This is a genomic window from Pseudomonas sp. Y3 TE3536, from assembly GCF_053629175.1.
The window spans coordinates 2,849,945-2,871,150 of record NZ_JBRJHU010000001.1 but is presented as its reverse complement, the minus strand read 5'-3'; the positions used below and the strand labels follow the sequence as shown (position 1 = coordinate 2,871,150).

General features: G+C 64.0%; 19 protein-coding genes and 1 pseudogene. 13 read left to right on the top strand and 7 right to left on the bottom strand.

What is annotated here, in order from left to right:
* Complete coding sequence (locus AB7M33_RS12950) at window positions 1-1,437, bottom strand: cytochrome ubiquinol oxidase subunit I (protein ID WP_027595435.1); 1,437 nt, start codon at window positions 1,435-1,437, stop codon at window positions 1-3.
* A 354-nt stretch (window positions 1,438-1,791) separates the two neighbouring features.
* Here AB7M33_RS12950 and AB7M33_RS12945 point away from each other — a divergent pair, with 354 nt between their 5' ends.
* From AB7M33_RS12945 to trmA, 3 genes are all read left to right on the top strand, one after another.
* Window positions 1,792-3,012: an MFS transporter gene (locus AB7M33_RS12945; RefSeq protein ID WP_027595436.1), complete on the top strand. Its 1,221-nt coding sequence runs from the start codon at window positions 1,792-1,794 to the stop codon at window positions 3,010-3,012.
* Window positions 3,013-3,333: 321 nt separating this feature from the next.
* The gene (locus AB7M33_RS12940) at window positions 3,334-4,629 is read left to right on the top strand and encodes an NCS2 family permease (RefSeq protein WP_085273929.1); all 1,296 of its coding nucleotides are present in this window, start codon (window positions 3,334-3,336) and stop codon (window positions 4,627-4,629) included.
* On the top strand, window positions 4,626-5,711 hold the full coding sequence (gene trmA, locus AB7M33_RS12935) for a tRNA (uridine(54)-C5)-methyltransferase TrmA (protein ID WP_099430439.1): 1,086 nt from the start codon (window positions 4,626-4,628) through the stop codon (window positions 5,709-5,711). The genes AB7M33_RS12940 and trmA overlap by 4 nt, the downstream gene beginning before the upstream one ends.
* Before the next feature lie 137 nt (window positions 5,712-5,848).
* Here trmA and pcaG read toward each other — a convergent pair whose 3' ends face one another.
* Window positions 5,849-6,454, bottom strand: coding sequence for a protocatechuate 3,4-dioxygenase subunit alpha (gene pcaG / locus AB7M33_RS12930; protein ID WP_099430440.1), 606 nt, complete (start codon window positions 6,452-6,454; stop codon window positions 5,849-5,851).
* A 10-nt stretch (window positions 6,455-6,464) separates the two neighbouring features.
* Window positions 6,465-7,184: a protocatechuate 3,4-dioxygenase subunit beta gene (gene pcaH, locus AB7M33_RS12925; protein WP_027595440.1), complete on the bottom strand. Its 720-nt coding sequence runs from the start codon at window positions 7,182-7,184 to the stop codon at window positions 6,465-6,467.
* Between the two features lie 199 nt (window positions 7,185-7,383).
* Between pcaH and ypfJ the strand changes: the two genes are divergently transcribed.
* From ypfJ to AB7M33_RS12910, 3 genes and pseudogenes are all read left to right on the top strand, one after another.
* A complete protein-coding gene (ypfJ, locus tag AB7M33_RS12920; protein WP_099430441.1) occupies window positions 7,384-8,274 on the top strand; it encodes a KPN_02809 family neutral zinc metallopeptidase in 891 nt (296 codons plus the stop codon).
* Window positions 8,275-8,456: 182 nt separating this feature from the next.
* Window positions 8,457-9,254, top strand: a pseudogene (locus AB7M33_RS12915) (methyl-accepting chemotaxis protein); the annotation flags it as partial.
* Between the two features lie 84 nt (window positions 9,255-9,338).
* Complete coding sequence (locus AB7M33_RS12910) at window positions 9,339-10,376, top strand: methyl-accepting chemotaxis protein (protein ID WP_454244220.1); 1,038 nt, start codon at window positions 9,339-9,341, stop codon at window positions 10,374-10,376.
* Between the two features lie 147 nt (window positions 10,377-10,523).
* Here AB7M33_RS12910 and ggt read toward each other — a convergent pair whose 3' ends face one another.
* From ggt to AB7M33_RS12895, 3 genes are all read right to left on the bottom strand, one after another.
* Window positions 10,524-12,191, bottom strand: a complete 1,668-nt coding sequence (ggt, locus tag AB7M33_RS12905; protein WP_339551118.1) for a gamma-glutamyltransferase — start codon at window positions 12,189-12,191, stop codon at window positions 10,524-10,526.
* Window positions 12,192-12,308: 117 nt separating this feature from the next.
* The gene (locus tag AB7M33_RS12900; protein WP_027595444.1) at window positions 12,309-13,205 is read right to left on the bottom strand and encodes a LysR family transcriptional regulator; all 897 of its coding nucleotides are present in this window, start codon (window positions 13,203-13,205) and stop codon (window positions 12,309-12,311) included.
* Between the two features lie 184 nt (window positions 13,206-13,389).
* Window positions 13,390-13,980, bottom strand: coding sequence for an NAD(P)H-dependent oxidoreductase (locus AB7M33_RS12895; RefSeq protein ID WP_099455311.1), 591 nt, complete (start codon window positions 13,978-13,980; stop codon window positions 13,390-13,392).
* A 195-nt stretch (window positions 13,981-14,175) separates the two neighbouring features.
* Here AB7M33_RS12895 and AB7M33_RS12890 point away from each other — a divergent pair, with 195 nt between their 5' ends.
* Window positions 14,176-14,490: a putative quinol monooxygenase gene (locus AB7M33_RS12890; RefSeq protein WP_274888361.1), complete on the top strand. Its 315-nt coding sequence runs from the start codon at window positions 14,176-14,178 to the stop codon at window positions 14,488-14,490.
* Here the strand turns inward: AB7M33_RS12890 and AB7M33_RS12885 are convergent.
* Window positions 14,480-15,244, bottom strand: coding sequence for a sulfite exporter TauE/SafE family protein (locus AB7M33_RS12885; RefSeq protein WP_099430446.1), 765 nt, complete (start codon window positions 15,242-15,244; stop codon window positions 14,480-14,482). The two genes, AB7M33_RS12890 and AB7M33_RS12885, sit on opposite strands and share 11 nt — an antisense overlap.
* Window positions 15,245-15,321: 77 nt before the next feature.
* Here AB7M33_RS12885 and AB7M33_RS12880 point away from each other — a divergent pair, with 77 nt between their 5' ends.
* From AB7M33_RS12880 to AB7M33_RS12855, 6 genes are all read left to right on the top strand, one after another.
* Window positions 15,322-16,203, top strand: coding sequence for a LysR substrate-binding domain-containing protein (locus tag AB7M33_RS12880; protein WP_454242937.1), 882 nt, complete (start codon window positions 15,322-15,324; stop codon window positions 16,201-16,203).
* A gap of 228 nt (window positions 16,204-16,431) precedes the next feature.
* A complete protein-coding gene (locus AB7M33_RS12875; protein WP_027595449.1) occupies window positions 16,432-17,037 on the top strand; it encodes a CDP-alcohol phosphatidyltransferase family protein in 606 nt (201 codons plus the stop codon).
* Window positions 17,038-17,067: 30 nt separating this feature from the next.
* On the top strand, window positions 17,068-18,825 hold the full coding sequence (locus AB7M33_RS12870) for a bifunctional alpha/beta hydrolase/class I SAM-dependent methyltransferase (RefSeq protein WP_454242936.1): 1,758 nt from the start codon (window positions 17,068-17,070) through the stop codon (window positions 18,823-18,825).
* Window positions 18,822-20,144 (top strand): phosphatase PAP2/dual specificity phosphatase family protein, encoded by a 1,323-nt coding sequence (locus tag AB7M33_RS12865; RefSeq protein WP_454242935.1) that lies wholly within the window; start codon window positions 18,822-18,824, stop codon window positions 20,142-20,144. The genes AB7M33_RS12870 and AB7M33_RS12865 overlap by 4 nt, the downstream gene beginning before the upstream one ends.
* Entirely contained in the window at window positions 20,141-20,572 is a 432-nt protein-coding gene (locus tag AB7M33_RS12860; RefSeq protein WP_454242934.1) for a hypothetical protein, read from the top strand. The genes AB7M33_RS12865 and AB7M33_RS12860 overlap by 4 nt, the downstream gene beginning before the upstream one ends.
* Before the next feature lie 10 nt (window positions 20,573-20,582).
* The gene (locus AB7M33_RS12855; protein WP_027595452.1) at window positions 20,583-21,206 is read left to right on the top strand and encodes a lysophospholipid acyltransferase family protein; all 624 of its coding nucleotides are present in this window, start codon (window positions 20,583-20,585) and stop codon (window positions 21,204-21,206) included.

Below are 21,206 nucleotides of genomic sequence, written 5' to 3'. Positions count from 1 at the left end.
TCAGTTCCCCTTGCTCAGGCTGACGGTGTTGGCCTCATGGCCATCATCGGCGGCGGACAGCGGCCGCGCCGGCGTGCGTTTCTGGCCTGGGCCACCTGGGTTGGGTTCATCCCCCTCGCCCGTCTTCGGCCCTTTGCGCACCAGGCGCATCATGTAGCCGAGGCCGGTGCCGAACAGGGCGAAGTACACCACCACGAACGCCACCAGGGTAAAGCCGAGCTGAACGTAGCTGTGGTTGGAGACCCCTTCGGAGGTGCGCATCAGGCCATACACCACCCACGGCTGGCGGCCGATTTCGGTAGTGAACCAGCCGGCCAGGATGGCGATCAGGCCGGAAGGCCCCATCCACAGGGTCAGGTACAGGAACGGCCTGGAGCTGTAGAGCGTGCCGCGCTTGCGCAGCCACAGGCTCCACAGGCCCACGAAGATCATCAGGAAGCCAAGCCCGACCATGACCCGGAACGACCAGAACACGATGGTCGAGTTGGGCCGGTCCGCTGCCGGGAATTCCTTCATCGCGGGCACTTGCTTGTCCAGGCTGTGGGTCAGGATCAGGCTGCCGAGGGCTGGGATCTCGACCTTGAAGCGCGTGGTCTCGGCTTTCATGTCGGGGATGCCGAACAGGATCAACGGGGTCGGTTCGCCCGGCACGTTCTCCCAATGGCCCTCGATGGCGGCAATTTTGACCGGCTGGTGCTTGAGCGTGTTGAGCCCGTGGAAGTCACCGATCACCGCTTGGATCGGCGCAACGATCAGCGCCATCCACATGGCCATCGACAGCATCTTGCGCACGGCCGGGTTGTCACGCCCGCGCAGCAAGTGCCAGGCCGCCGAGGCGCCGACGAAGAAGGCTGTGGCAACGAACGCGGCCGTGGCCATGTGCATCAGCCGGTAGGGGAACGAGGGGTTGAAGATCACCGCCAGCCAGTCCACCGGTACCACGCGGCCATCGATGATCTCGTGGCCTTGCGGGGTCTGCATCCAGCTGTTGGAGGCCAGGATCCAGAAGGTCGAGACCAGCGTGCCGAGCGCCACCATGACTGTGGCGAAGAAGTGCAGGCCGCGGCCGACACGGTTCCAGCCAAACAGCATGACGCCCAGGAAGCCTGCCTCGAGGAAGAACGCCGTCAGCACCTCATAGGTGAGCAAGGGGCCAGTGACGGCGCCGGCGAAATCGGAGAAGCGGCTCCAGTTGGTGCCGAACTGATAGGCCATGACCAGGCCAGAAACCACGCCCATGCCGAAGTTGACGGCGAAGATTTTCGACCAGAAGTGGTAGAGGTCACGGTAGACCTGGTTGTGGGTCCGCAGCCAAAGGCCTTCGAGGACCGCCAGATAGCTCGCCAAGCCAATGGTGATGGCCGGGAACAAGATGTGAAAGGACACGGTAAATGCAAACTGGATTCGGGCGAGATCTAGGGCCTCTAAACCGAACATAGTGCTTCCTCTTCAGATAATCCGGCGTTCGGGCTCGTGGCCCTGGCGCCTACTGCCCCCACGGTATCGAGTGCGGCGAGTTGGAATTGTTCTGTGCAATCGCAGGGATTCCGGCCCAAAGGCCACATCGTCGGCTGATCGTTGCATTTACAACGATTGATCCAGGTCAACGACTGACTGGAAGCATAGTCCTGAATGGCCAGGCGGGCCGTGTGGTTGATTGCCGCGTGACCCGTTGCCCCACCCTCTTACATAAACCGTGAAAAAGTGCCGATTACGGCAAACAGTAACTGCTTGTTACAAACAGATGATAATCTGCCGCCCCCTCTACTGCGCCGAGGCCACAGGTTTCCGATGTCCGATTCCGCACCGCAGTTGTTGCGTCATCATCGCCCCTTCATCGCCTTCTGGCTGGCCCGTGTGTTTACCGCCAGCGGCTTCCAGATGCTCACCGTGGCCATCGGTTGGCACCTCTACCAGCTCACCGGCAATGTGCTCGACCTGGGCCTGGTCGGCCTGGTCGAATTCGCCCCGCGCGTGCTGTTCATGCTGCACACCGGGCATGTTGCCGACCGCTATGACCGGCGCAAGGTCGCCGCCCTGTGCCAGAGCCTGCAGGGGTTGATTGCCCTGGCGCTGGCGGTGGGCAGCGCCACCGACAACGTCAGCCGCGAGCTGATTTTCGCCCTGGCCTTCCTGCTGGGCGCGACACGTTCGTTCGAGATGCCGGCGACCCAGGCCCTGCTGCCCAACGTCGTGCCGCCGGGGTTGTTCCCCCGGGCAGTGGCAGCCTCGGCCTCGGCGACCCAGGCCGCCACCATCGTCGCCCCGGCGGTGGGCGGCTTGCTGTACGCCTTTGGCAGCATCTGGGTGTATGGGCCGACCGTAGGGCTGTACGCCATCGCTTGCGTGCTGACCTTGAGCCTGGACGCGCGCCAGCAAGTGGCCCAACGCGGCCGTGCCAGCCTGGAGTCGCTATTGGCCGGTATTCGCTTTATCCGCAGCCGGCCAGACATTCTCGGGGCCATTTCGCTCGACCTGTTCGCCGTGCTGCTGGGCGGCGCGACCGCGCTGTTGCCGGTGTTCGCCAAGGACATCCTGCTCACCGGCCCCTGGGGCCTGGGCCTGCTGCGCTCGGCACCGGCGGTGGGCGCGTTGCTGATGTCGCTGTGGCTGGCGCGCTTCCCGTTCGAGCGCAAGGTCGGGCGCACCATGTTCACAGCGGTGGGCGTATTTGGCGTGGCGACCATCGCGTTTGGCCTGTCGACGTCGTTCTGGTTCTCGCTGGCGGTGCTGGTGGTGCTAGGTGCGGCGGACATGATCAGCATGGTCATTCGCAGTTCATTCGTGCAGTTGGAGACGCCAGATGAAATGCGCGGGCGGGTGAGCGCCGTCAACGGCTTGTTCATCGGTGCCTCGAACCAGCTCGGCGAGTTCGAATCCGGGGTCACGGCGCACTGGTTTGGCACAGTGCCGGCGGTGGTGCTCGGTGGCGTGGGCACGCTGGTGGTGACCGGGGTGTGGATAAAACTGTTCCCAACGTTGGCCAAACGCGATCGGTTGCACAGCGGCTGATCACCGGCCTCAGGCCCTGCGCGGAGCCTTGTAGGAGCAGCCTTGTGCTGCGAAGAGGCCCTAACTGCCATAACGCATCGTCTGTCAGACCGGCCTCTTCGCAGCACAAGGCTGCTCCTACACGGTTTTCAGCACAGGCGTTGAGGGTGGCGTGGGTTTGCAAAATCCCATTCCCCAATGGCCATAGGCCCCCGCCATGCATGCTGGTATGATGCGCGGCTTTTTTCCGCCCCAGATAAAACCACGGCAACCGGTACGGTCTGTGCTTTGCTGATGGGGTCGATACAAATCACGGCGCCGGGGGCGCCTTGGGGAGCGGGCATGCTGGAAAGGCTGTTTCAACTAAAAGCACACAACACCAATGTGCGCACCGAGATTCTTGCGGGCGTCACCACCTTCCTGGCCATGGCCTACATCCTGTTCGTCAACCCGAGCATCCTCGGCGAGACCGGCATGGACAAAGGTGCGATCTTCGTCGCCACCTGCCTGGCCGCGGCCATCGGCTCGACGACCATGGGCCTGATCGCCAACTACCCGATCGCCCTGGCGCCGGGCATGGGCCTGAACGCCTTCTTCACCTACACCGTGGTCCTGCACATGGGCCACACCTGGCAGGTCGCGCTGGGCGCGGTGTTCCTGTCGGCGGTGATGTTCTTCCTGCTGTCGATCTTCCGCATTCGCGAATGGATCGTGAACAGCATCCCACTGCCGCTGCGCTCGGCCATTGCCGCCGGTATCGGCTTGTTCCTGGCGCTGATCGCCCTGCATAACGCAGGCATCGTCGTCGATAACCCGGCCACCCTGGTTGGCCTGGGCGACCTCAAGCAACCGGCGCCGATCCTCGCCACCCTGGGCTTCTTCCTGATCGTCGGCCTCGAATCGCTGAAGGTTCGCGGCGCGGTGCTGATCGGCATTCTGGCCGTGACCATCGCCGCGATCGCGATGGGCGTGACGCCGTTCGCCGGCGTCGTGTCCATGCCGCCATCGCTGGCACCGACCTTCCTCCAGCTGGACATCGCCGGTGCCTTGGATGTGGGCCTGGTCAGCGTCATCTTCGCCTTCCTGTTCGTCGACCTGTTCGACAACTCCGGCACCCTGATCGGCGTGGCCAAACGCGCCGGCCTGATGGGCAAGGACGGCCACATGCCGAAGATGGGCCGCGCCCTGATCGCCGACAGCACCGCCGCCATGGCCGGCTCGCTGCTGGGCACCTCGACCACCACCAGCTACATCGAATCGGCTGCCGGCGTGAGCGCGGGCGGGCGCACCGGCCTGACCGCCATCGTGGTGGCCGTGCTGTTCCTGCTGGCGCTGTTCTTCGCACCGCTGGCCGGTAGCGTACCGGCCTTCGCCACGGCGCCAGCGCTGCTGTTCGTCGCCGTGCTGATGGCCTCGGGCCTGGCGGAAATAAACTGGGACGACGTCACCGAAGCCGCACCTGTGGTGGTGACCGCCCTGGCCATGCCGCTGACCTACTCGATCGCTAACGGCATCGCCTTCGGCTTCATTTCCTGGACCGCCGTCAAGCTGATCTCCGGTCGCCACCGCGACCTGAACCCGGCCCTGGTGATCCTTTCCATCCTGTTCGTCATCAAGCTGGGCTGGTTCAACGCATGAGTGCTGCTTTCGACCCCTCCTCCTACGCCACCCAGCTGGACGCCAAGGTTGCCCGGCTGCGCGCGCTGCTGGCGCCGTTCGGCGCGCCGGAACCGGCTGTTTTCGATTCGCCGCGCGAGCACTATCGCCTGCGCGCCGAGTTCCGCCTGTGGCGCGAGGACGGCCAGCGCCACTACGCGATGTTCGCCCCGGGCGAGAAGCACAAGGCGATCCTGATTGACGACTTCCCCATCGCCAGCGAGCGCATCAATGACTTGATGCCGCGCCTGAAGGCGGCCTGGCAGGCCAGCGAGGCACTGAGCAATCGCCTGTTCCAGGTGGAGTTCCTCACCACACTGGCCGGCGATGCGATGGTCACGATGTGCTACCACCGCCCGCTGGACGAGGCCTGGGAAGTGGCGGCGCGGCAGTTGGCCGAAGAACTGGGGGTAAGCCTGATAGGCCGCTCCAAGGGCAAGCGCCTGGTGATTGGCCGTGATTACGCGGTAGAGAAACTGGACGTGGCGGGCCGTGTGTTCAGCTATCGCCAGCCGGAAGGCGCGTTCACCCAGCCTAACGGCGCGGTGAACCAGAAGATGCTGAGCTGGGCGTTCGACGCCATGGGCGAGCGCGAGGATGACCTGCTGGAGCTGTATTGCGGCAACGGCAACTTCACCCTGCCACTGGCCACCCGTGCGCGCCAAGTGCTGGCAACCGAGATCAGCAAGACCTCGGTCAATGCTGCGCTGAGCAACCTTGATGAGAACGGTGTGGATAACGTGCGCTTGGTGCGGCTGTCGGCTGAAGAGCTGACCCAGGCGCTGAATGACGTGCGCCCGTTCCGTCGGCTGGAAGGGATCGACCTGAAAAGTTACGCGTTCGGTACCGTGTTCGTCGACCCGCCGCGTGCGGGGATGGACCCGGATACCTGCGAGCTGACCCGGCGCTTCGAGCGGATTTTGTACATCTCGTGCAATCCGGAAACGCTGGCGGCGAACATTGAGCAGTTGCAGGACACACACCGCATCGAGCGTTGTGCGTTGTTTGACCAGTTCCCGTATACCCATCACATGGAAAGTGGGGTTTTGCTGGTTCGGCGTTGATTGGTAGAAATTGGGGCTGCTTTGCAGCCCATCGCAGGCAAGCCAGCTCCTACAGGTACAGCGTCAACCTCTTGACTGGCGCTGTACCTGTAGGAGCTGGCTTGCCTGCGATGGGCCGCGAAGCGGCCCCCAATAACTCAGAAGTCGAAGAACACCGTCTCCCCTTCCCCCTGAATACGGATATCGAAACGGTACGCCGTCTTCCCATCCACTTCGCAACGCTTGGCAATCAACGTCTCACGGCGCTGCGGCTGCTCGATCAGGTTGAGCACCGGGCACTTGGCGTTGGCTTCGGCTTCATCATCAAAATACAAGCGCGTGTGCAGGTGGATGTTGATGCCACGGGCAAACAGGCTGATGTTGATGTGCGGCGCCATCGGCACGCCGGCCGCGTTCTTCACCACACCCGGCTTCACCGTTTGCACGGTCCACTCACCGGCATCGAAAGTGGTAGCGGTGCGGCCGAAGCTGTTGAAGGCGTTTTCCAGGTTGTATGCATCCTGGTACTGGCCGGCGGCATCGGCCTGCCACAGCTCCAGGAACGAATCGCGCACCAGGTGCCCGTTACCGTCATAGACCTGGCCGATCAACAGGATGTGTTCACCCGGCGCCTCTGGCTTGGCCAGGCGGTTCCAGATTTCCTGGTCGCGGGTCGGGTTGCCGGCCGCTTCCAGGGCCAGGCCGATATGCACGTAGGGGCCGGCAGTCTGCGAAGGGGTTTCCGGCAGCAGTTCGATTGGCATGGCGGGGTCCTCAGCAGTTTTCGAAGTGGGTCTTGCGCTGGCCGCGCAGCACGATATCAAAGCGGTATGCCAGGCAGTCCATCGGGTTGGCGTTGCTCATGTCGAGCTTGGCGATCAACTGCTGCACGGCTTCTGGGTTGGCGATCGACTTGACGATCGGGCACATCGGGATCAGCGGGTCACCCTCGAAGTACAGCTGGGTGATCAGCTTGGTCGCAATCGATGGGCCGCTGATGCCGAAGTGGATGTGCGCCGGGCGCCAGTCGTTCGGGCCGTTGCGCCATGGGTATGGGCCCGGCTTGATGGTGCGGAAGCTGTAGTAGCCGTCGCGGTCGGTCAGGCAACGGCCGACGCCACCGAAGTTAGGGTCCAGCGGTGCCAGGTAGCGGTCGTTCTTGTGGCGGTAGCGGCCGCCAGCGTTGGCCTGCCACATTTCCACCAGGGTATTGGGCACAGGCTTGCCGTATTGATCGACCACGCGGCCGGCAACGATGATGCGCTCACCAATCGGCAGGCCACCGTTGTTGAAGTTCAGCAGCAGGTCATGGTCGTGGGCGCCGAAACCCAGGTGGGTGAAGTCCGGGCCGGTGGTTTCGCTGATCGACTGCGGGATGCTGACCAATGCCTGGCGCGGCGAGCGGGCAATGGAGGTCTTGTAGTCGGGGGTCAGGGCTTTAGGGTGCCAATTGCGATCACGGATCACGAAGCGGCTGGTGTCCTGGGCGGGCATGCCGTTTTCCTCTCTTGGAATTATCTGGACGCCTTGCAGGGCAGGCGGACTTACAGTTTCAGATAAGCCGCGCGGGATGAATACTGAAATCAGCCCTCACATACATAACCATATGGTTATGGGTTAACACCTTTGTCTGACACCCTCCCCGTTGGTGAACTAATCTTTGTCTTCTTGTTTCACGCTCCGGAGAGCATTCATGGAATGGCGAAAAGGCCGACGCAGCGACAACGTGGTCGATGCCCGAGGTGAAGGTGGCGGTGGTGGCGGCATGCGCTTCGGCGGCGGCAAGGGCCTCGGGCTGGGGGCCATCCTGCTGATCGTGGGCATTGGCTGGCTGACCGGGCAAGACCCGCTGCAGATACTCGGCCAGCTCACCGGGCAGATGACCCAGCAGCAGCAACAGGCGCCCAGTGGCGCAGGCGGCAAGGCGCCGCCAGCCAATGACCAGCAGGCCGACTTCGTCGCCTCGGTGCTGGGTGACACGGAAGACACCTGGAAAGCGCTGTTCTCCCAGGCGGGCAAGCAGTACCGCGACCCCAAACTGGTGCTGTTCAGCGGCCAGGTCAACTCGGCCTGCGGCTTCGCTTCGGCGGCCGTCGGCCCGTTCTATTGCCCGGCCGACCAGCGGGTGTACCTGGACATGTCGTTCTTCCGCGAGATGGAAACCCGTTTCGCGGCTGCGGGTGACTTTGCCCAGGCCTACGTCATCGCCCACGAGATCGGCCACCACGTGCAGACCCTGCTCGGCGTGTCGGCCAAGGTCGATGCCGCCCGCCGCAATGGCCAGCGCATGGAAGGCGACAACGGCTTGCTGGTGCGCCAGGAGCTGCAGGCCGACTGCCTGGCAGGGGTGTGGGCCTACCAAGCGCAAAAACGCCTGAACTGGCTGGAGCCGGGTGACGTCGAGGAAGCGCTGAACGCGGCCAATGCCATCGGTGATGACCGCCTGCAGCAAAAAGGCCAGGGCCGCGTGGTGCCCGACTCCTTTACCCACGGCACCTCGGCGCAGCGTGTGCGCTGGTTCAAGGCGGGGTTTGCCGAGGGCGAAGTGAACAGCTGCGATACCTTCAGTGCCCGTAACCTCTGACACGCCCGGGGCTGCCTGGCAGCCCCAGCCTCACCCTAACGACAAGTTACAAATCTGCTGAAAAAGCGTTTCAGCTTCCCTGATCATTGCCGATAACCCCTGCACGAATCAGCGGGCATCCAGAACAACAACGCCTTGCGATCGACGATCAAGAGAGCGAAAACAACTTCTGGAGTGCGTGCATGAACAGCTGGTTTGCCAACATCAGCGTCAACCTCAAACTCGGCCTGGGCTTCGGCCTGGTGCTGATCCTCACCGGCCTGCTGGCCCTGACCGGCTGGACCAGCCTGGGCAGCCTGATCGACCGCAGCAACTGGATGAGCGATATCAGCCAGCTCAACAAGGACCTGACTGACCTGCGCATCGCCCGCCTGCAGTACATGATTGCCAACGGCGATGATGCGGCGGCAGCCAACACGCTGAACAAGCTCGATGCCTTCAGCAACCAGCAACAACGCCTGGTCAGCACGTTCAAGAGCCCGGACAACGTCAAGCTGCTGCACGAACTGGGGCAGACCATCAGCCAGTACAAGGTCTCGCTGGCCACCATGCGCACGGGCTACAACGCCACCCGGGCCGCGCGTGATGCCATGAATGCGTCGGGCGCCAAGGCCGACCAGGCCATGGACGCCCTTAGCCAGGAAGTCATGGCACGCCCCGAAACCGACAGCGTGCGCCTGGCCCAGTACCAGCTGATCAGCAAGGCCCGCCAGCAACTGCTGCAGGTACGCATCGACGTGCGCGGCTACATGGCCGATAACAGCGCGACCAATGAACAGGCCGCCCTGCGCCAGCTCGAAGCGGCGCTGGCCGAGGCCGACAACCTCAAGCGCCGGCTGCCGGCCGCCGACGCGCGTCTGCAGCAGTTCGAACAGTCAGTGCTGGCCTACCGTGACGCCGTGCGCCAGTTCCGTGATGCGCTGGCCAGCATTACCAGCGCGCGCGCTGAAATGACTGTCCAAGGCGCCGACATCGTCAAGACCAGCGACGCGCTGTACAAAATCCAGCTGGAGCGCCGCGACATCGAGAGTGCGCAGGCCCGTAGCCTGCAGGCCATCGCGACCTTGCTGGCGTTGCTGGTCGGCGTACTGGCCGCGGTACTCATCACCCGGCAGATCACCCGCCCGCTGCAGGAAACCTTGCAAGCGGTGGAGCGCATCGCGGGCGGCGACCTGACGCACGACCTGCGCGTCACCCGCCGTGATGAACTGGGCGTATTGCAACAGGGCATCGCCCGCATGGGCACCACCCTGCGCGAGCTGATCAGCGGCATCCGCGACGGCGTCACCCAGATCGCCAGCGCTGCCGAAGAGCTGTCGGCGGTCACCGAGCAAACCAGCGCGGGGGCCAACAGCCAGAAAGTCGAGACCGACCAAGTCGCCACTGCAATGCACGAAATGGCGGCCACGGTTCAGGAAGTCGCGCGCAACGCCGAGCAGGCCTCGCATGCCGCCACCGGTGCCGATGACGAAGCCCGCGCGGGTGATCAGGTGGTCGGTGAGGCTATCAGCCAAATCGAACGCCTGGCCGAAGAAATGCACCGCTCCACCGAGGCCATGAACCTGCTGCAACAAGAAAGCCAGAAGATCGGCAGCGTGATGGACGTGATCAAGTCGGTAGCCGACCAGACCAACCTGCTGGCACTCAACGCCGCGATCGAAGCGGCCCGTGCCGGCGAGGCGGGCCGTGGCTTTGCCGTGGTCGCTGACGAGGTGCGTGGGTTGGCCCAGCGCACGCAGAAGTCCACCGAAGAGATCGAAGAGCTGATTGCCAGCCTGCAGCACGGCACCCAGCAAGTGGCGACGGCCATGCAGGGTAGCCGGACCCTGACCGACAGCAGTGTCGAACTGGCGCGCAAGGCCGGCGCCTCGCTGGAAAGCATCACCGGCACGGTGTCGAGCATTCAGTCGATGAACCAGCAGATTGCGGCGGCGGCGGAAGAGCAGAGCGCGGTGGCCGAAGAAATCAGCCGGAGCATTCTGAATGTGCGGGATGTGTCCGAGCAGACGGCAGCGGCCAATAACGAGACGGCGGCGTCCAGCGTTGAGCTGGCGCGGTTGGGCGGGCAGTTGCAGATGCTGGTGAGCCAGTTCCGCGTTTGATTCAACCACGGCGGGCGCACACTCCGTGCGCCAAACCCAGGTAGGAGCAGCCTTGTGCTGCGAAGAGGCCAGTGGCAGCACCGCAGATTTACTGGGCTGCCACTGGCCTCTTCGCAGCACAAGGCTGCTCCTACACAGGTGCGATCGTTATTTGACGATAATCCCCACCCCACGCCCACGCGGATCGGACGCCGTTTCCAGCTTGTCCCCGTTCACCCGGATCGCCTGGATATCGCCCATCTCCCAGCCCTGGTCCTCCAGCACATACCCCATTTTCTTCAAGTCATCCGCCACCGCGCCGGTCAGCGGTGCATAGCTGTCGAAGTAGATAGTGTCTTTAGGCAGCAACTGATGGTGCACACGCTGCGCCGCTACCGCCTTTTCCAGCGGCATGTCGTAGTCGTACAGGTTGTTCATCACCTGGAAGATCGAGGTGAAGATGCGCGAGCCACCTGGCGTACCGATCACCAGCTCAACCTTGCCATCGCGGGTCATCAGGCTCGGGCTCATGGATGACAGCATGCGCTTGCCCGGCTCGATGGCGTTGGCATCCCCGCCCACCACACCAAAGGCATTGGCCGCACCCGGCTTGGCGCTGAAGTCGTCCATCTCGTCGTTGAGCAGGAAGCCGGCGCCCTTGACCACCACGCCACTGCCGTAGTCGAGGTTGAGGGTGTAGGTGTTGCTGACCGCGTTGCCCTGTTTGTCGACGATGGAGAAGTGCGTGGTCTGGTGCGGCTCCAGCCCCGGCTTGACGTCATCGGTGACCGAAATGGCCTTGGGGTTGACCTGCGCGGCGCGCTTGGCCAGGTACTCCTTGGCAATCAACTGATCGACCGGCACCTTGGTGAAGGCCGGGTCGCCCAGGTAGTCGGCACGGTCGGCAAACACGCGCTTCTCGATCTCGGCAAGCAGGTGAATGTACTGCGCCGAGTTGTGCGCCACGCCCTTGAAGTCTGCCGCGCGGTCTTCCTTGATGCCCAGCAACTGGGCCAGGGCGACGCCGCCGGAGCTTGGCGGCGGCGCGGTGTAGACCACGTTACCGCGCCAGCTCAAGGCCATCGGCTCACGCCAGACCGCCTTGTAGTCCTTGAGGTCTTGCTTGGTGATCAGGCCTTTGTCAGCCTGCATCTGCGCCACCAGCAGGTCGGCGGTCTTGCCCTGGTAGAACTCGCTTACGCCCTTGTCGGCAATGCGCTCGAGGGTCTGGGCCATTTCTGGCTGTTTGAACAGTTCGCCGACCTTCATGTTGCCGAAGTAGTCGTTGAAGTTGGTCGCCGTCTTGAACAGGCCTTGGGCATCGTTGCGGTACTGGTACTGCTTTTCGGCAATCTTGAAACCGTTTTTGGCATAGCCGATGGCCGGCGTCAGCAGCTCGCTCCACGGCAACTTGCCGAACTTCTGGTGCGCCTCCCACAGGCCCATCACCGTGCCGGGTACACCTGCTGCCCGCACACCGACCAGGCTGAGGTTCTCGATCACCTCGCCTTTGTCGTCCAGGTACATGTTGCGGCTGGCTGCCTTGGGCGCCACTTCGCGGTAGTCGAGGAAGTAGGGCTTGCCGTCGACGAACAGGGTCATGAAGCCACCGCCGCCGATGTTGCCGGCTTCTGGGTAGGTCACCGCCAGGGTGAATGCCGTTGCCACGGCGGCGTCCACGGCGTTGCCGCCTTTTTTCAGGATATCGGCGGCAACCTGTGCACCATATTGATCGGGCGCAGCCACCGCGCCACCTTCCAGGGCAGCTGCATAGGCCGAGGAACAGGTCAGGATCGCGGCTCCGAGGGCCATGGTCGGGAACAGGACAATACGCATGACACTTCCTTGGTGTTGTTTTTGTTGATCACTCAGTAAGGCCGAAGCGTGTCGACTGTGCAATCCAACGTAGGAAGTTTCGCCGCCTTTGGGCAGGATGTGTCGCGTTCAGGCAACTCAGCAGGCGTACATCGCCAGCTTGCGCTGGATAAAATCGAGGAAGCACTGGATGCGCAGCGCCAACTGAGTGTTGCGGTAGTACACCGCATGGATTGGCTGGCGATAGCCGTTGTTGGCGTCGCCCAGCAGCACCTGCAGGCGGCCGCTGCGGATGTCTTCGTGGGTCATGAAATGCGACAGGCTGACGATGCCCTCCCCGGCCAGCGCCAGCTGGCGCAGGGTTTCGCCGCTGGAGGCGATCAGCGCGGGGCGGATCGCCCAGCGGTCGCCCTGGGCATGGCGCAAGGGCCAGTGGTTGAGCGACTCGGGCTGGCTGAAGCCGAGCAAGCAGTGGTTGGCCAAGTCTTCGACGCGCTGCGGGGTGCCGTGGCGCTCCAGGTAGGCGGGGCTGGCCAGCACCTGAACCGGGCTGCACCCCAGGTTGCGGGCGTGCAGGCTGGAGTCGGCCAGCTCGCCGATACGGATCGCCACATCGGTGCTCTGTTCGAGCAGGTCGATGATCAGGTCGTCGGTGTTGAGCTCCAGCTCGATGCCGGGGTACTGGCGGCGGAACTCGCCGATCCAGGGCAGGATGGCGTGCAGCATGAACGGCGCGGCGGCGTTGATGCGCAGGCGCCCGGTGGCGGTCTGGTGGTTCATCGACAGGCGCTCTTCCATCGCGTCCATCTGTTCCAGGATCAGCCGCGAGCGCTCAAGAAAGAAGCGGCCTTCTTCGGTCAGGTCCATGCGCCGGGTGGTGCGGTTGACCAGGGTGGTGCCAAGCTTGGCCTCCAGGCGCGACAAGGTGCGGCTGACGGCTGACGGGGTCTGGCCCACCTGCTCGGCAGCAGCAGAGATCGAACCGCAGTCGATCACAGCGACGAATACCTGGAGTTCTTCGGATCGGGTTTTCACGCGCTTGGCCTTGGCTGGAGTGTGCCGTGATTCATAGCGGGTCGGTGGGGTCTGTGCAAGGGGGGCCGCTGCGCGGCCCAATCGCTGGCAAGCCAGCTCCCACAGGGTTTGGGTTGTCGTCGAACGCACTGTGGGAGCCGGCTTGCCGGCGATTGGGCTGCGCAGCAGCCCCCGTCACAGGCACTTACACAGCTTTGCCAAATACCTTGTCCAGGTGCGCTTCATACGCTGCCAATGCCGCTGGCACATCCGGGCGCTTCATCACATCCACCGCCAGGAAGGTCGGCAAGCCGGTCATGCCAAGGAACTGGTTGGCCTTGTGGAACGGGAAATACACGGCGTCCACACCCTTGCCCTCGAAGAAATCGCTGGGGTCGTCAAACGCCTGCTGCGGGGCGTTCCAGGTCAGTGACAACATGTACTGCTTGCCTTGAATCAAGCCACCGCTGCCGTACTTCTGCGAGGCATCCGAACGGGTCCGGCCGTCGTTGGCGTACAGGCTGCCATGGCCTTCGGTGAAGACGTCATCGATGTACTTCTTCACCGTCCACGGTGCGCCCATCCACCAACCGGGCATCTGGTAGATCACCACGTCGGCCCAAAGAAATTTCTCGACCTCTTCCCGCACATCGTAACCGCCATCGATGAAGGTCTGGCGCACGTCGAAACCGGCACGGTCCAGGTGAGCGAGGGCCGCTTCGTGCAGGGTCGCGTTAAGGCGGCCATCGGAGTGAGCGAACTGTTTACCACCGTTGAGCAGAAGGATGTTTTTCATGCTGGCCTCGATTTGGCGATGTCGATCCGAGGGCGTGCTGCCTGGATCGAGTCAAATTGGATGACCGGCAGATTAGAGACTCAGCGGCAGGGGAAACAGCGGCCATCAGTCAAAATACAATTGCCTTCAAATCACGAATGGCCAGCTAATTATTGCCTTAGAATCCGTTCATCATTCACCAGCGAGTAGCGATCCATGAGCGAGCAGTACGCATTTATCCTCAAAGCCAAGACCCGCCCGGAAATGGCCGAAGCCTTCGAAACCCTGTTCCGCGCCTATGTCGAACCCAGCCGCCTGGAACCGGGGTGCATCGAGTACCACATGCTGCGCGACAAGGCTGACCCGAGCCTGTTCGTGTTCTACGAAGTGTGGGCGGACAAAGCTGCACTGGATGTGCACTCGGCCCTGCCGCACATGGTCGCGTTCTTCGAAAAGCGCATGGACTACCTGGAGCGCGAGTTCGATATCCAGTTGATCGACATGCTCAGCGCCTCGTCTGCTAACCGTTGATCAGCAGATGGCCGCCGAGCACGGCCAAGCCAATGAAGAAGCAGCGTTTGAACAGCGCGGCACTGATGCGCTGACGCAACCACTGCCCCGCCAGCATGCCCACCAGTGCTGGCGCCAGCATCAGCAATGAAGCACCTAGCGCCTGGCCGCCCAAGGCATCTTGCCCAGCCAGGCCCAAGGCCAGCGCCAGGGTCGAGACCGTAAACGACAGGCCCAAGGCCTGGATCATCTCGTCGCGGTTCAGGCCAAGGCTTTGCAGGTACGGCACTGCCGGCATCACGAATACCCCGGTAGCGGCCGTGACGACGCCCGTCACCAAGCCGCACAGCGGCCCCAGCCACCCTTCCCGCGCTTGCGCCACGCGCAACCCTGGGCCCATCAGCCCATACACCGCATACACCAGCAACGCGGCGCCCAGCGCATGCGCGGCCCACGCGCCACTGTTGATGCCCAGCCATGCACTGCCAACCAGGGTGCCGACAAAGATCATCACCAGCATCGGCCCCAGGCGACGCAGCAGCACCCGCAGATGACCACCGGCAGCCAGCTGCCAGAGGTTGGTGAGTGTCGACGGCACGATGAGTAAAGCGGCAGCCTGCGCAGGCGGCATAGCCAGGCCCAGCAGGCCCATGGCGATGGTCGGCAAGCCGAGGCCGATGACGCCTTTGACGGTGCCGGCCAGCAGAAAGGTGATGACCACCAGCAGTGTCAGTGCCGGGCCAATGTGTTGATAGAACGCGATCAAGGTATTCATAGGGCCATGATGGCGTGCGCCAGGCTGGCTGAAAATCTGCCATATACTCAGCCTGACTATTGCCAGGACAGAGGCACATGCATTTCGACCTGATCGACCTCGCGCTTTTCCGGCACACCCTGGAATGCGGCAATATCACTGCCGGCGCCCGGCGCAGCCATCTGTCGCTGCCGGCTGCCAGTGCGCGCATCCGCGCGATGGAAGCGTCCCTGGGCACGCAATTGCTAGCGCGCAATCGCCGCGGCGTACAAGCGACGCCTGCCGGGCAGGCGCTGTTGCAGCATGCCCGCCTGATCGCGCAGCAAGTGGAGCGCCTGCAATTCGACCTGAGCCAGTACGCCCAGGGGCTGCAGGGCCAGGTGCGGCTGTTGTGCAACACTGCGGCGCTGACCGAGTACCTGCCCGAATTGCTGGCCAGTTATCTGGCACAGAACCCCGGGGTCAGTGTCGATGTCCAAGAGCTGCCAAGCTTGCGCATCGTGCAGTCGATTACCCAAGGCATCGCCGACCTGGGGATCATTTCGACTGCGGCGCCCAGCGAGCATTTGCAGACCCTGCCCTTTCGCGATGACCCACTGGTGTTGGTGACCCCCCTTGCGCATCCGCTGGCGGCACACCCTGCGCCGAGCTTCATCGACAGCCTGGCCCATGGTCATGTCGGGCTGGGAGCAGACAGCGCATTGGCCTTGTACCTGGAGGAACAGGCCCTGCGTGAAGGCTTGCGGATGCGCGTACGGGTACGAGCCGATGGCTTCGATGGGGTGCTGCGCATGGTCGCGGGGGGCGCCGGGGTCGGCGTTGTGCCCTTGGCTTCGGTGCAACGCTGGCAAGGGCTGTTGCCGCTGCACTGGGTGGCGCTTCGCGAGGACTGGGCCAACCGCCAATTGATGGTGTGCGCGCGGGACTTTGCAGCGTTGCCCGGCTATGCGGCGGGCTTGGTCAAGCGCTTGGCAGGCTGAGGCTACCTTCGCCCAATGCACGTTTTTTGTAGGAGCGGCCTTGCGTCGCGAAAGGGCTGCGAAGCGGCCCCAGCAATATCTGCGAGGACCCTGAAATCTGGGGCCGCTGCGCGCCCCGTTCGCGACGCAAGGCCGCTCCTACACGAATAGGCGTAAATCTGCTCCGGCGCTTGCGGCCACTGGGGCTCTTTGCCCACAATCACGCTGCACCACGAAAAGGAGTTCCAAGTGCCCTCGATCTACCAGCTCAAACCCCGCTTCCAGGCCTTGCTCCGGCCCGGCGTCAAGCGCCTCTACGACCGTGGCGTCACCGCCAACCAGGTCACCGTCGCCGCCGCCTTGGTCTCGGTCCTGCTGGGCCTGCTGCTGGCCGGGTTCAGCCACATCACCTGGCTGTTCATCCTCATCCCGCTGTGGATGTTGCTGCGCATGGCGCTCAACGCCGTGGACGGCATGCTCGCGCGGGAATTCGGCCAGCAATCCAGGCTCGGTGCCTACCTCAACGAACTGTGCGACGTGATCGCCGACGCCGCGCTGTACTTGCCATTCGCCCTGCTGGCTGGCGTGTGGCCCAGCCTGGTGGTGCTGGTGGTGCTGAGTGCGACGTTTAGCGAATACGCCGGCGTCATGGGCCCGCTGGCAGGCGCCTCGCGCCGCTACGACGGGCCGATGGGCAAGAGCGACCGGGCATTCGCTTTTGGCGTACTGGGCACCGGCGTTGCGTTCGGCCTGCTCAACGCCACCTGGCTCAACGGCCTCTTGCTGGTCATCTTCGCGCTCTCGCTCTATACCCTCTACAACCGGGTTCGCCAAGGGCTGGTCGAAGCCCGCTGAGCCCATCGCCGCCGGACAAGGATTCTCGCCATGCGCCAAGCGCAATCGCTGCATTTCTCTACCCATGACGGTGTCGAGTTGCACTACCGTCATTGGCCCGCGACACGCAATGAACACCAGCCGCGCCGCGCCGTGGTGATGTTCCACCGTGGCCACGAACACGGCGGGCGCATGGCCCACCTGGCCGACGAACTGGACATGCCGGGCTACGATTTCTTCGCCTGGGATGCCCGCGGCCACGGCCAGTCGCCGGGCGCCCGCGGCGACAGCCCAGGGTTTGCCACCAGCGTGCGCGACGTGCAGACCTTCATCGAGCATCTGCAGACCGTGCACGGCATCGCCGAGCACGACATGGTGGTGCTGGCGCAAAGCGTCGGCGCCGTGCTGATCGCCACCTGGGCCCACGACTACGCGCCCAAGGTACGCTGCCTGGTGCTGGCCTCGCCGGCGTTCAAGGTCAAGCTGTATGTGCCCTTCGCGCGGCCCGGCCTGAAGCTGCTCAAGGCCGTGCGCGGCAACTTCTTCGTCAACAGTTACGTCAAGCCGCGCCTGCTTACCCATGACCCCGAGCGGGTCATGTCGTACGTGGCCGACCCGCTGATCAGCCGGCCGATTTCGGTGACCATGCTGCTGGGCCTGTACGAAGCCGCCGACCGTGTGGTGGCTGACGCCCAGGCTATTCAGGTACCGACGCAGTTGCTGGTCTCTGGCGCGGACCTTGTGGTCGAGCGCAAACCGCAGGAGCGCTTTTTCGAGCGCCTGGGCAGTGCACGTAAAGAAATGCACATCCTCCCGGGCTTTTTCCATGACACCCTCGGTGAACGCGACCGCGCCCATGCGCTGAAGCGCATCGAGCGCTTCGTCGCACATTGCTTCGACAGCCCTGTTACCGCGCCTTCGCTGCTCGATGCCGACAAGGTCGGCGCCAGCTGCGCCGAAGCCGAAAGCCTGGCCGCGCCCTTGCCACGCAACTCGCCCCGCGACCTCTACTGGCGCGCCACCCGTGCAAGCCTGCGCCTGGGCAAAGGGCTGGCCGAAGGCGTGAAGCTTGGGTTCGACACCGGCTTCGACTCTGGCAGCACCCTCGACTACGTCTACCGCAACCAGCCGACGGGCAAAGGCAATCTGGGCCGCGTGGTCGACCAGAACTACCTCAACGCCATCGGCTGGCGCGGCATTCGCCAGCGCAAACTGCACGTCGAAGAACTGCTGCGCGAGGCCATTGCCCGCCTGCGCGCCGAGCAGCGGCCGGTGCATATCGTCGACATCGCCGCCGGCCACGGCCGTTACATCCTCGAAGCCTTGGAGGAACTCGAACAACGGCCCGACTCCATCCTGCTGCGCGACTACAGCGAACTGAACGTGCAACAAGGCAGCGCATTGATCGCGGAAAAAGGCCTGGCCGAGGTTGCTCGCTTCGTCCAGGGCGATGCCTTCGACCGCGCCAGCCTCGCGGCGCTGCAACCTGGGCCTACGCTGGCCGTGGTGTCTGGCCTGTACGAACTCTTCCCTAGCAACGCGTTGGTAAGCAATTCCCTGGCCGGCCTTGCCGATGCCGTCGAAGCAGGCGGTTACCTGGTCTACACAGGCCAACCTTGGCACCCTCAACTGGAGATGATCGCGCGTGCCCTGACCAGCCATCGCGGCGGCGAGGCGTGGGTGATGCGCCGGCGCAGCCAGGCAGAGATGGACCAACTGGTAGAGGCGGCGGGCTTCCGCAAGCTGGCCCAGCGCATCGACGAATGGGGCATCTTCAGCGTCAGCCTGGCGCAACGGGTGCGTGAATGAACCCAACGCGTGAGCCCGGGCTGATTCGGCGTGGCGTGTTCTGGCTGTTGCTGCTGGGGCCGTTTTTCTTCCTCAGCTATGGGCTGGTGAACACCCACACCGCCAGCCGCAGTGATGTCGGCAGCCTGGTGTTCGGCTGGGAGCACGGCATGCCGCTGTGGCCCTGGACGATCATCCCGTACTGGTCGATCGACCTGCTGTACGGGTTGTCCTTCCTGCTGCCACGCACGCGCCAGGAGATGGACCGGCATGCCTTGGCGCTGCTCACGGCGCAGGTGATCAGCGTCAGTTGCTTCCTGCTCTGGCCGCTGCGGTTCACCTTCGAACGGCCAGAAATGGCTGGGCTGTTCGGCTGGCTGTTCGATGTGCTGATGGGCTTCGACAAGCCTTACAACCAGGCGCCTTCGCTGCACATCGCGTTGCTGGTGATCATCTGGACGATGTTCGCCCGGCACGTGCACCGCCAGCCCTGGCGCTGGGTGATGCATGGCTGGATGGCGTTGATCGGCGTGTCGGTGCTGACCACCTGGCAGCATCACTTCATCGACGTGCCCACCGGGGCATTGGCAGGGTTTGTGTGCTTATGGCTATGGCCGTGGCAAGGTCGCCTGCCATGGCAGCAGGCCCGCCTTGCGCACGATGGCAAATGCCAGCGGCTGGCGCTGTGTTATGGCGTTGGGGCCTTGCTGTGCGCGGGGCTGGCGTACGCGGTGGGCGGTGCCGGGTTGTGGCTGTCATGGCCAGCCGTGGCGCTGTTGTGGGTGGCACTGAACTACGGTTTGTTCGGCGCGGGTGGTTTTCAGAAGGGCGCGGATGGGCGCTTGTCCAGCGCCGCGACCTGGCTGCTGCTGCCCTATCTGATCGGGGCGTGGATCAATTCCAGGGTCTGGACACGGCGCCATCCGCAGGCGGATGAGGTGTGTGATGGGGTATTCCTGGGGCGGATTCCTGGCCGTGGTGAGGGCGCGCAGTTCGTTGCCATCGTCGACCTTTGCGCCGAGCTGCCGTGCCGCACTGGGGCCGCTCTCACCGCTCAGAACTACCGCTCGCTTCCCACCCTGGACTTGATCGTGCCAGACAGCAACCTGTTGCACGAAGCTGCAAACGCTATCGAGCAGTTGCGCCAGCAAGGCCCTCTGCTGGTCTGTTGCGCCCTGGGATATTCGCGCAGCGCCAGCGCCGTGGCGGCCTGGCTGGTACTCACGGGGCGCTGCACAAATGCCGACCAAGCTGAACAGCGGATACGCAGCGCACGCGCTGGCGTGGTCTTGCACGCGGCCCATCGACAGGCCCTGCAACAACTTGGCGCACAGCGATGAACCTGCAACTGACTGCCAGCCTACTGGCCCGGGGCCGCCAGCTGGAGCGCCTGTCGGACGGCATCACGCTGCTCGCCCTGGGCGTTGGCCTGGCGCCCTTGTTGGGCGCCTCGCTGCCGCCACTGGGCAGCCTGCTGTGCGCGCTGCTGCTGGCGCTCGGCGTGCTGCACAAGTATTGGGCCATCCGCGTGGCCCTGGACGCCGAACTGTTCGCCCACCTTGGCGCCAGCCAAGACCTGCCGGCAGACACGCAAGCGCTGGACCGTGCCTTGTTCGACCTCAACCTGAAACCGCATGCCAAGGATAGCCGCGACTGGCCCGCTCGCAGCCAAGCCGCACTGGCCCTGCTGCGCCGCCAAGCCATGTGCCTGGGCCTGCAACTGTTGCTGGCCTTGGCTACCCTGCTGACACTGCCCTTTACCGGATGACCACCGCCCCATGCTTGCGACCTTGACCGCCTTCGTCATCACCTCGGCCGCCCGGCTGATCACTGGCGCCCGTGCGTTATGGCTCGGCTGCACACCGCAGCCGGTGCAACGCCTGTACTTCGCCAACCACAGCAGCCACGGCGACTTCGTGCTGCTCTGGGCCTCGCTGCCAGAACCTTTGCGCAGGCGCACCCGCCCGGTGGCCGGGGCCGACTACTGGGCGAAGCCCGGTATTCGCGACTTTCTCATCCGCAAGGTGTTCAACGGCGTCTTGATCGACCGCCAGCGCGCAGAAGGCCAAGGCAGCCCCCTGCAGCCGATTCTTGAGGCCGTGGCCCAGGGCGATTCGTTGATCTTCTTCCCGGAAGGCACCCGCAACCTGGGCGACGAGCCGCTCATGCCATTCAGAAGCGGCCTGTACCATTTGGCTGCGGCCAACCCCGACGTCGAGCTGGTGCCGGTGTGGATCGCCAACCTCAACCGGGTCATGCCCAAGGGCCGCGCCCTGCCATTGCCGCTGCTATGCACGCTGAGCTTTGGCGAACCTCTCCACCTGCTGGCTGATGAAAACAAGCAGGCCTTTCTCGAGCGGGCCAGCCAGGCCCTGCTGAACCTGGCGCCGAAGGATGCCTGA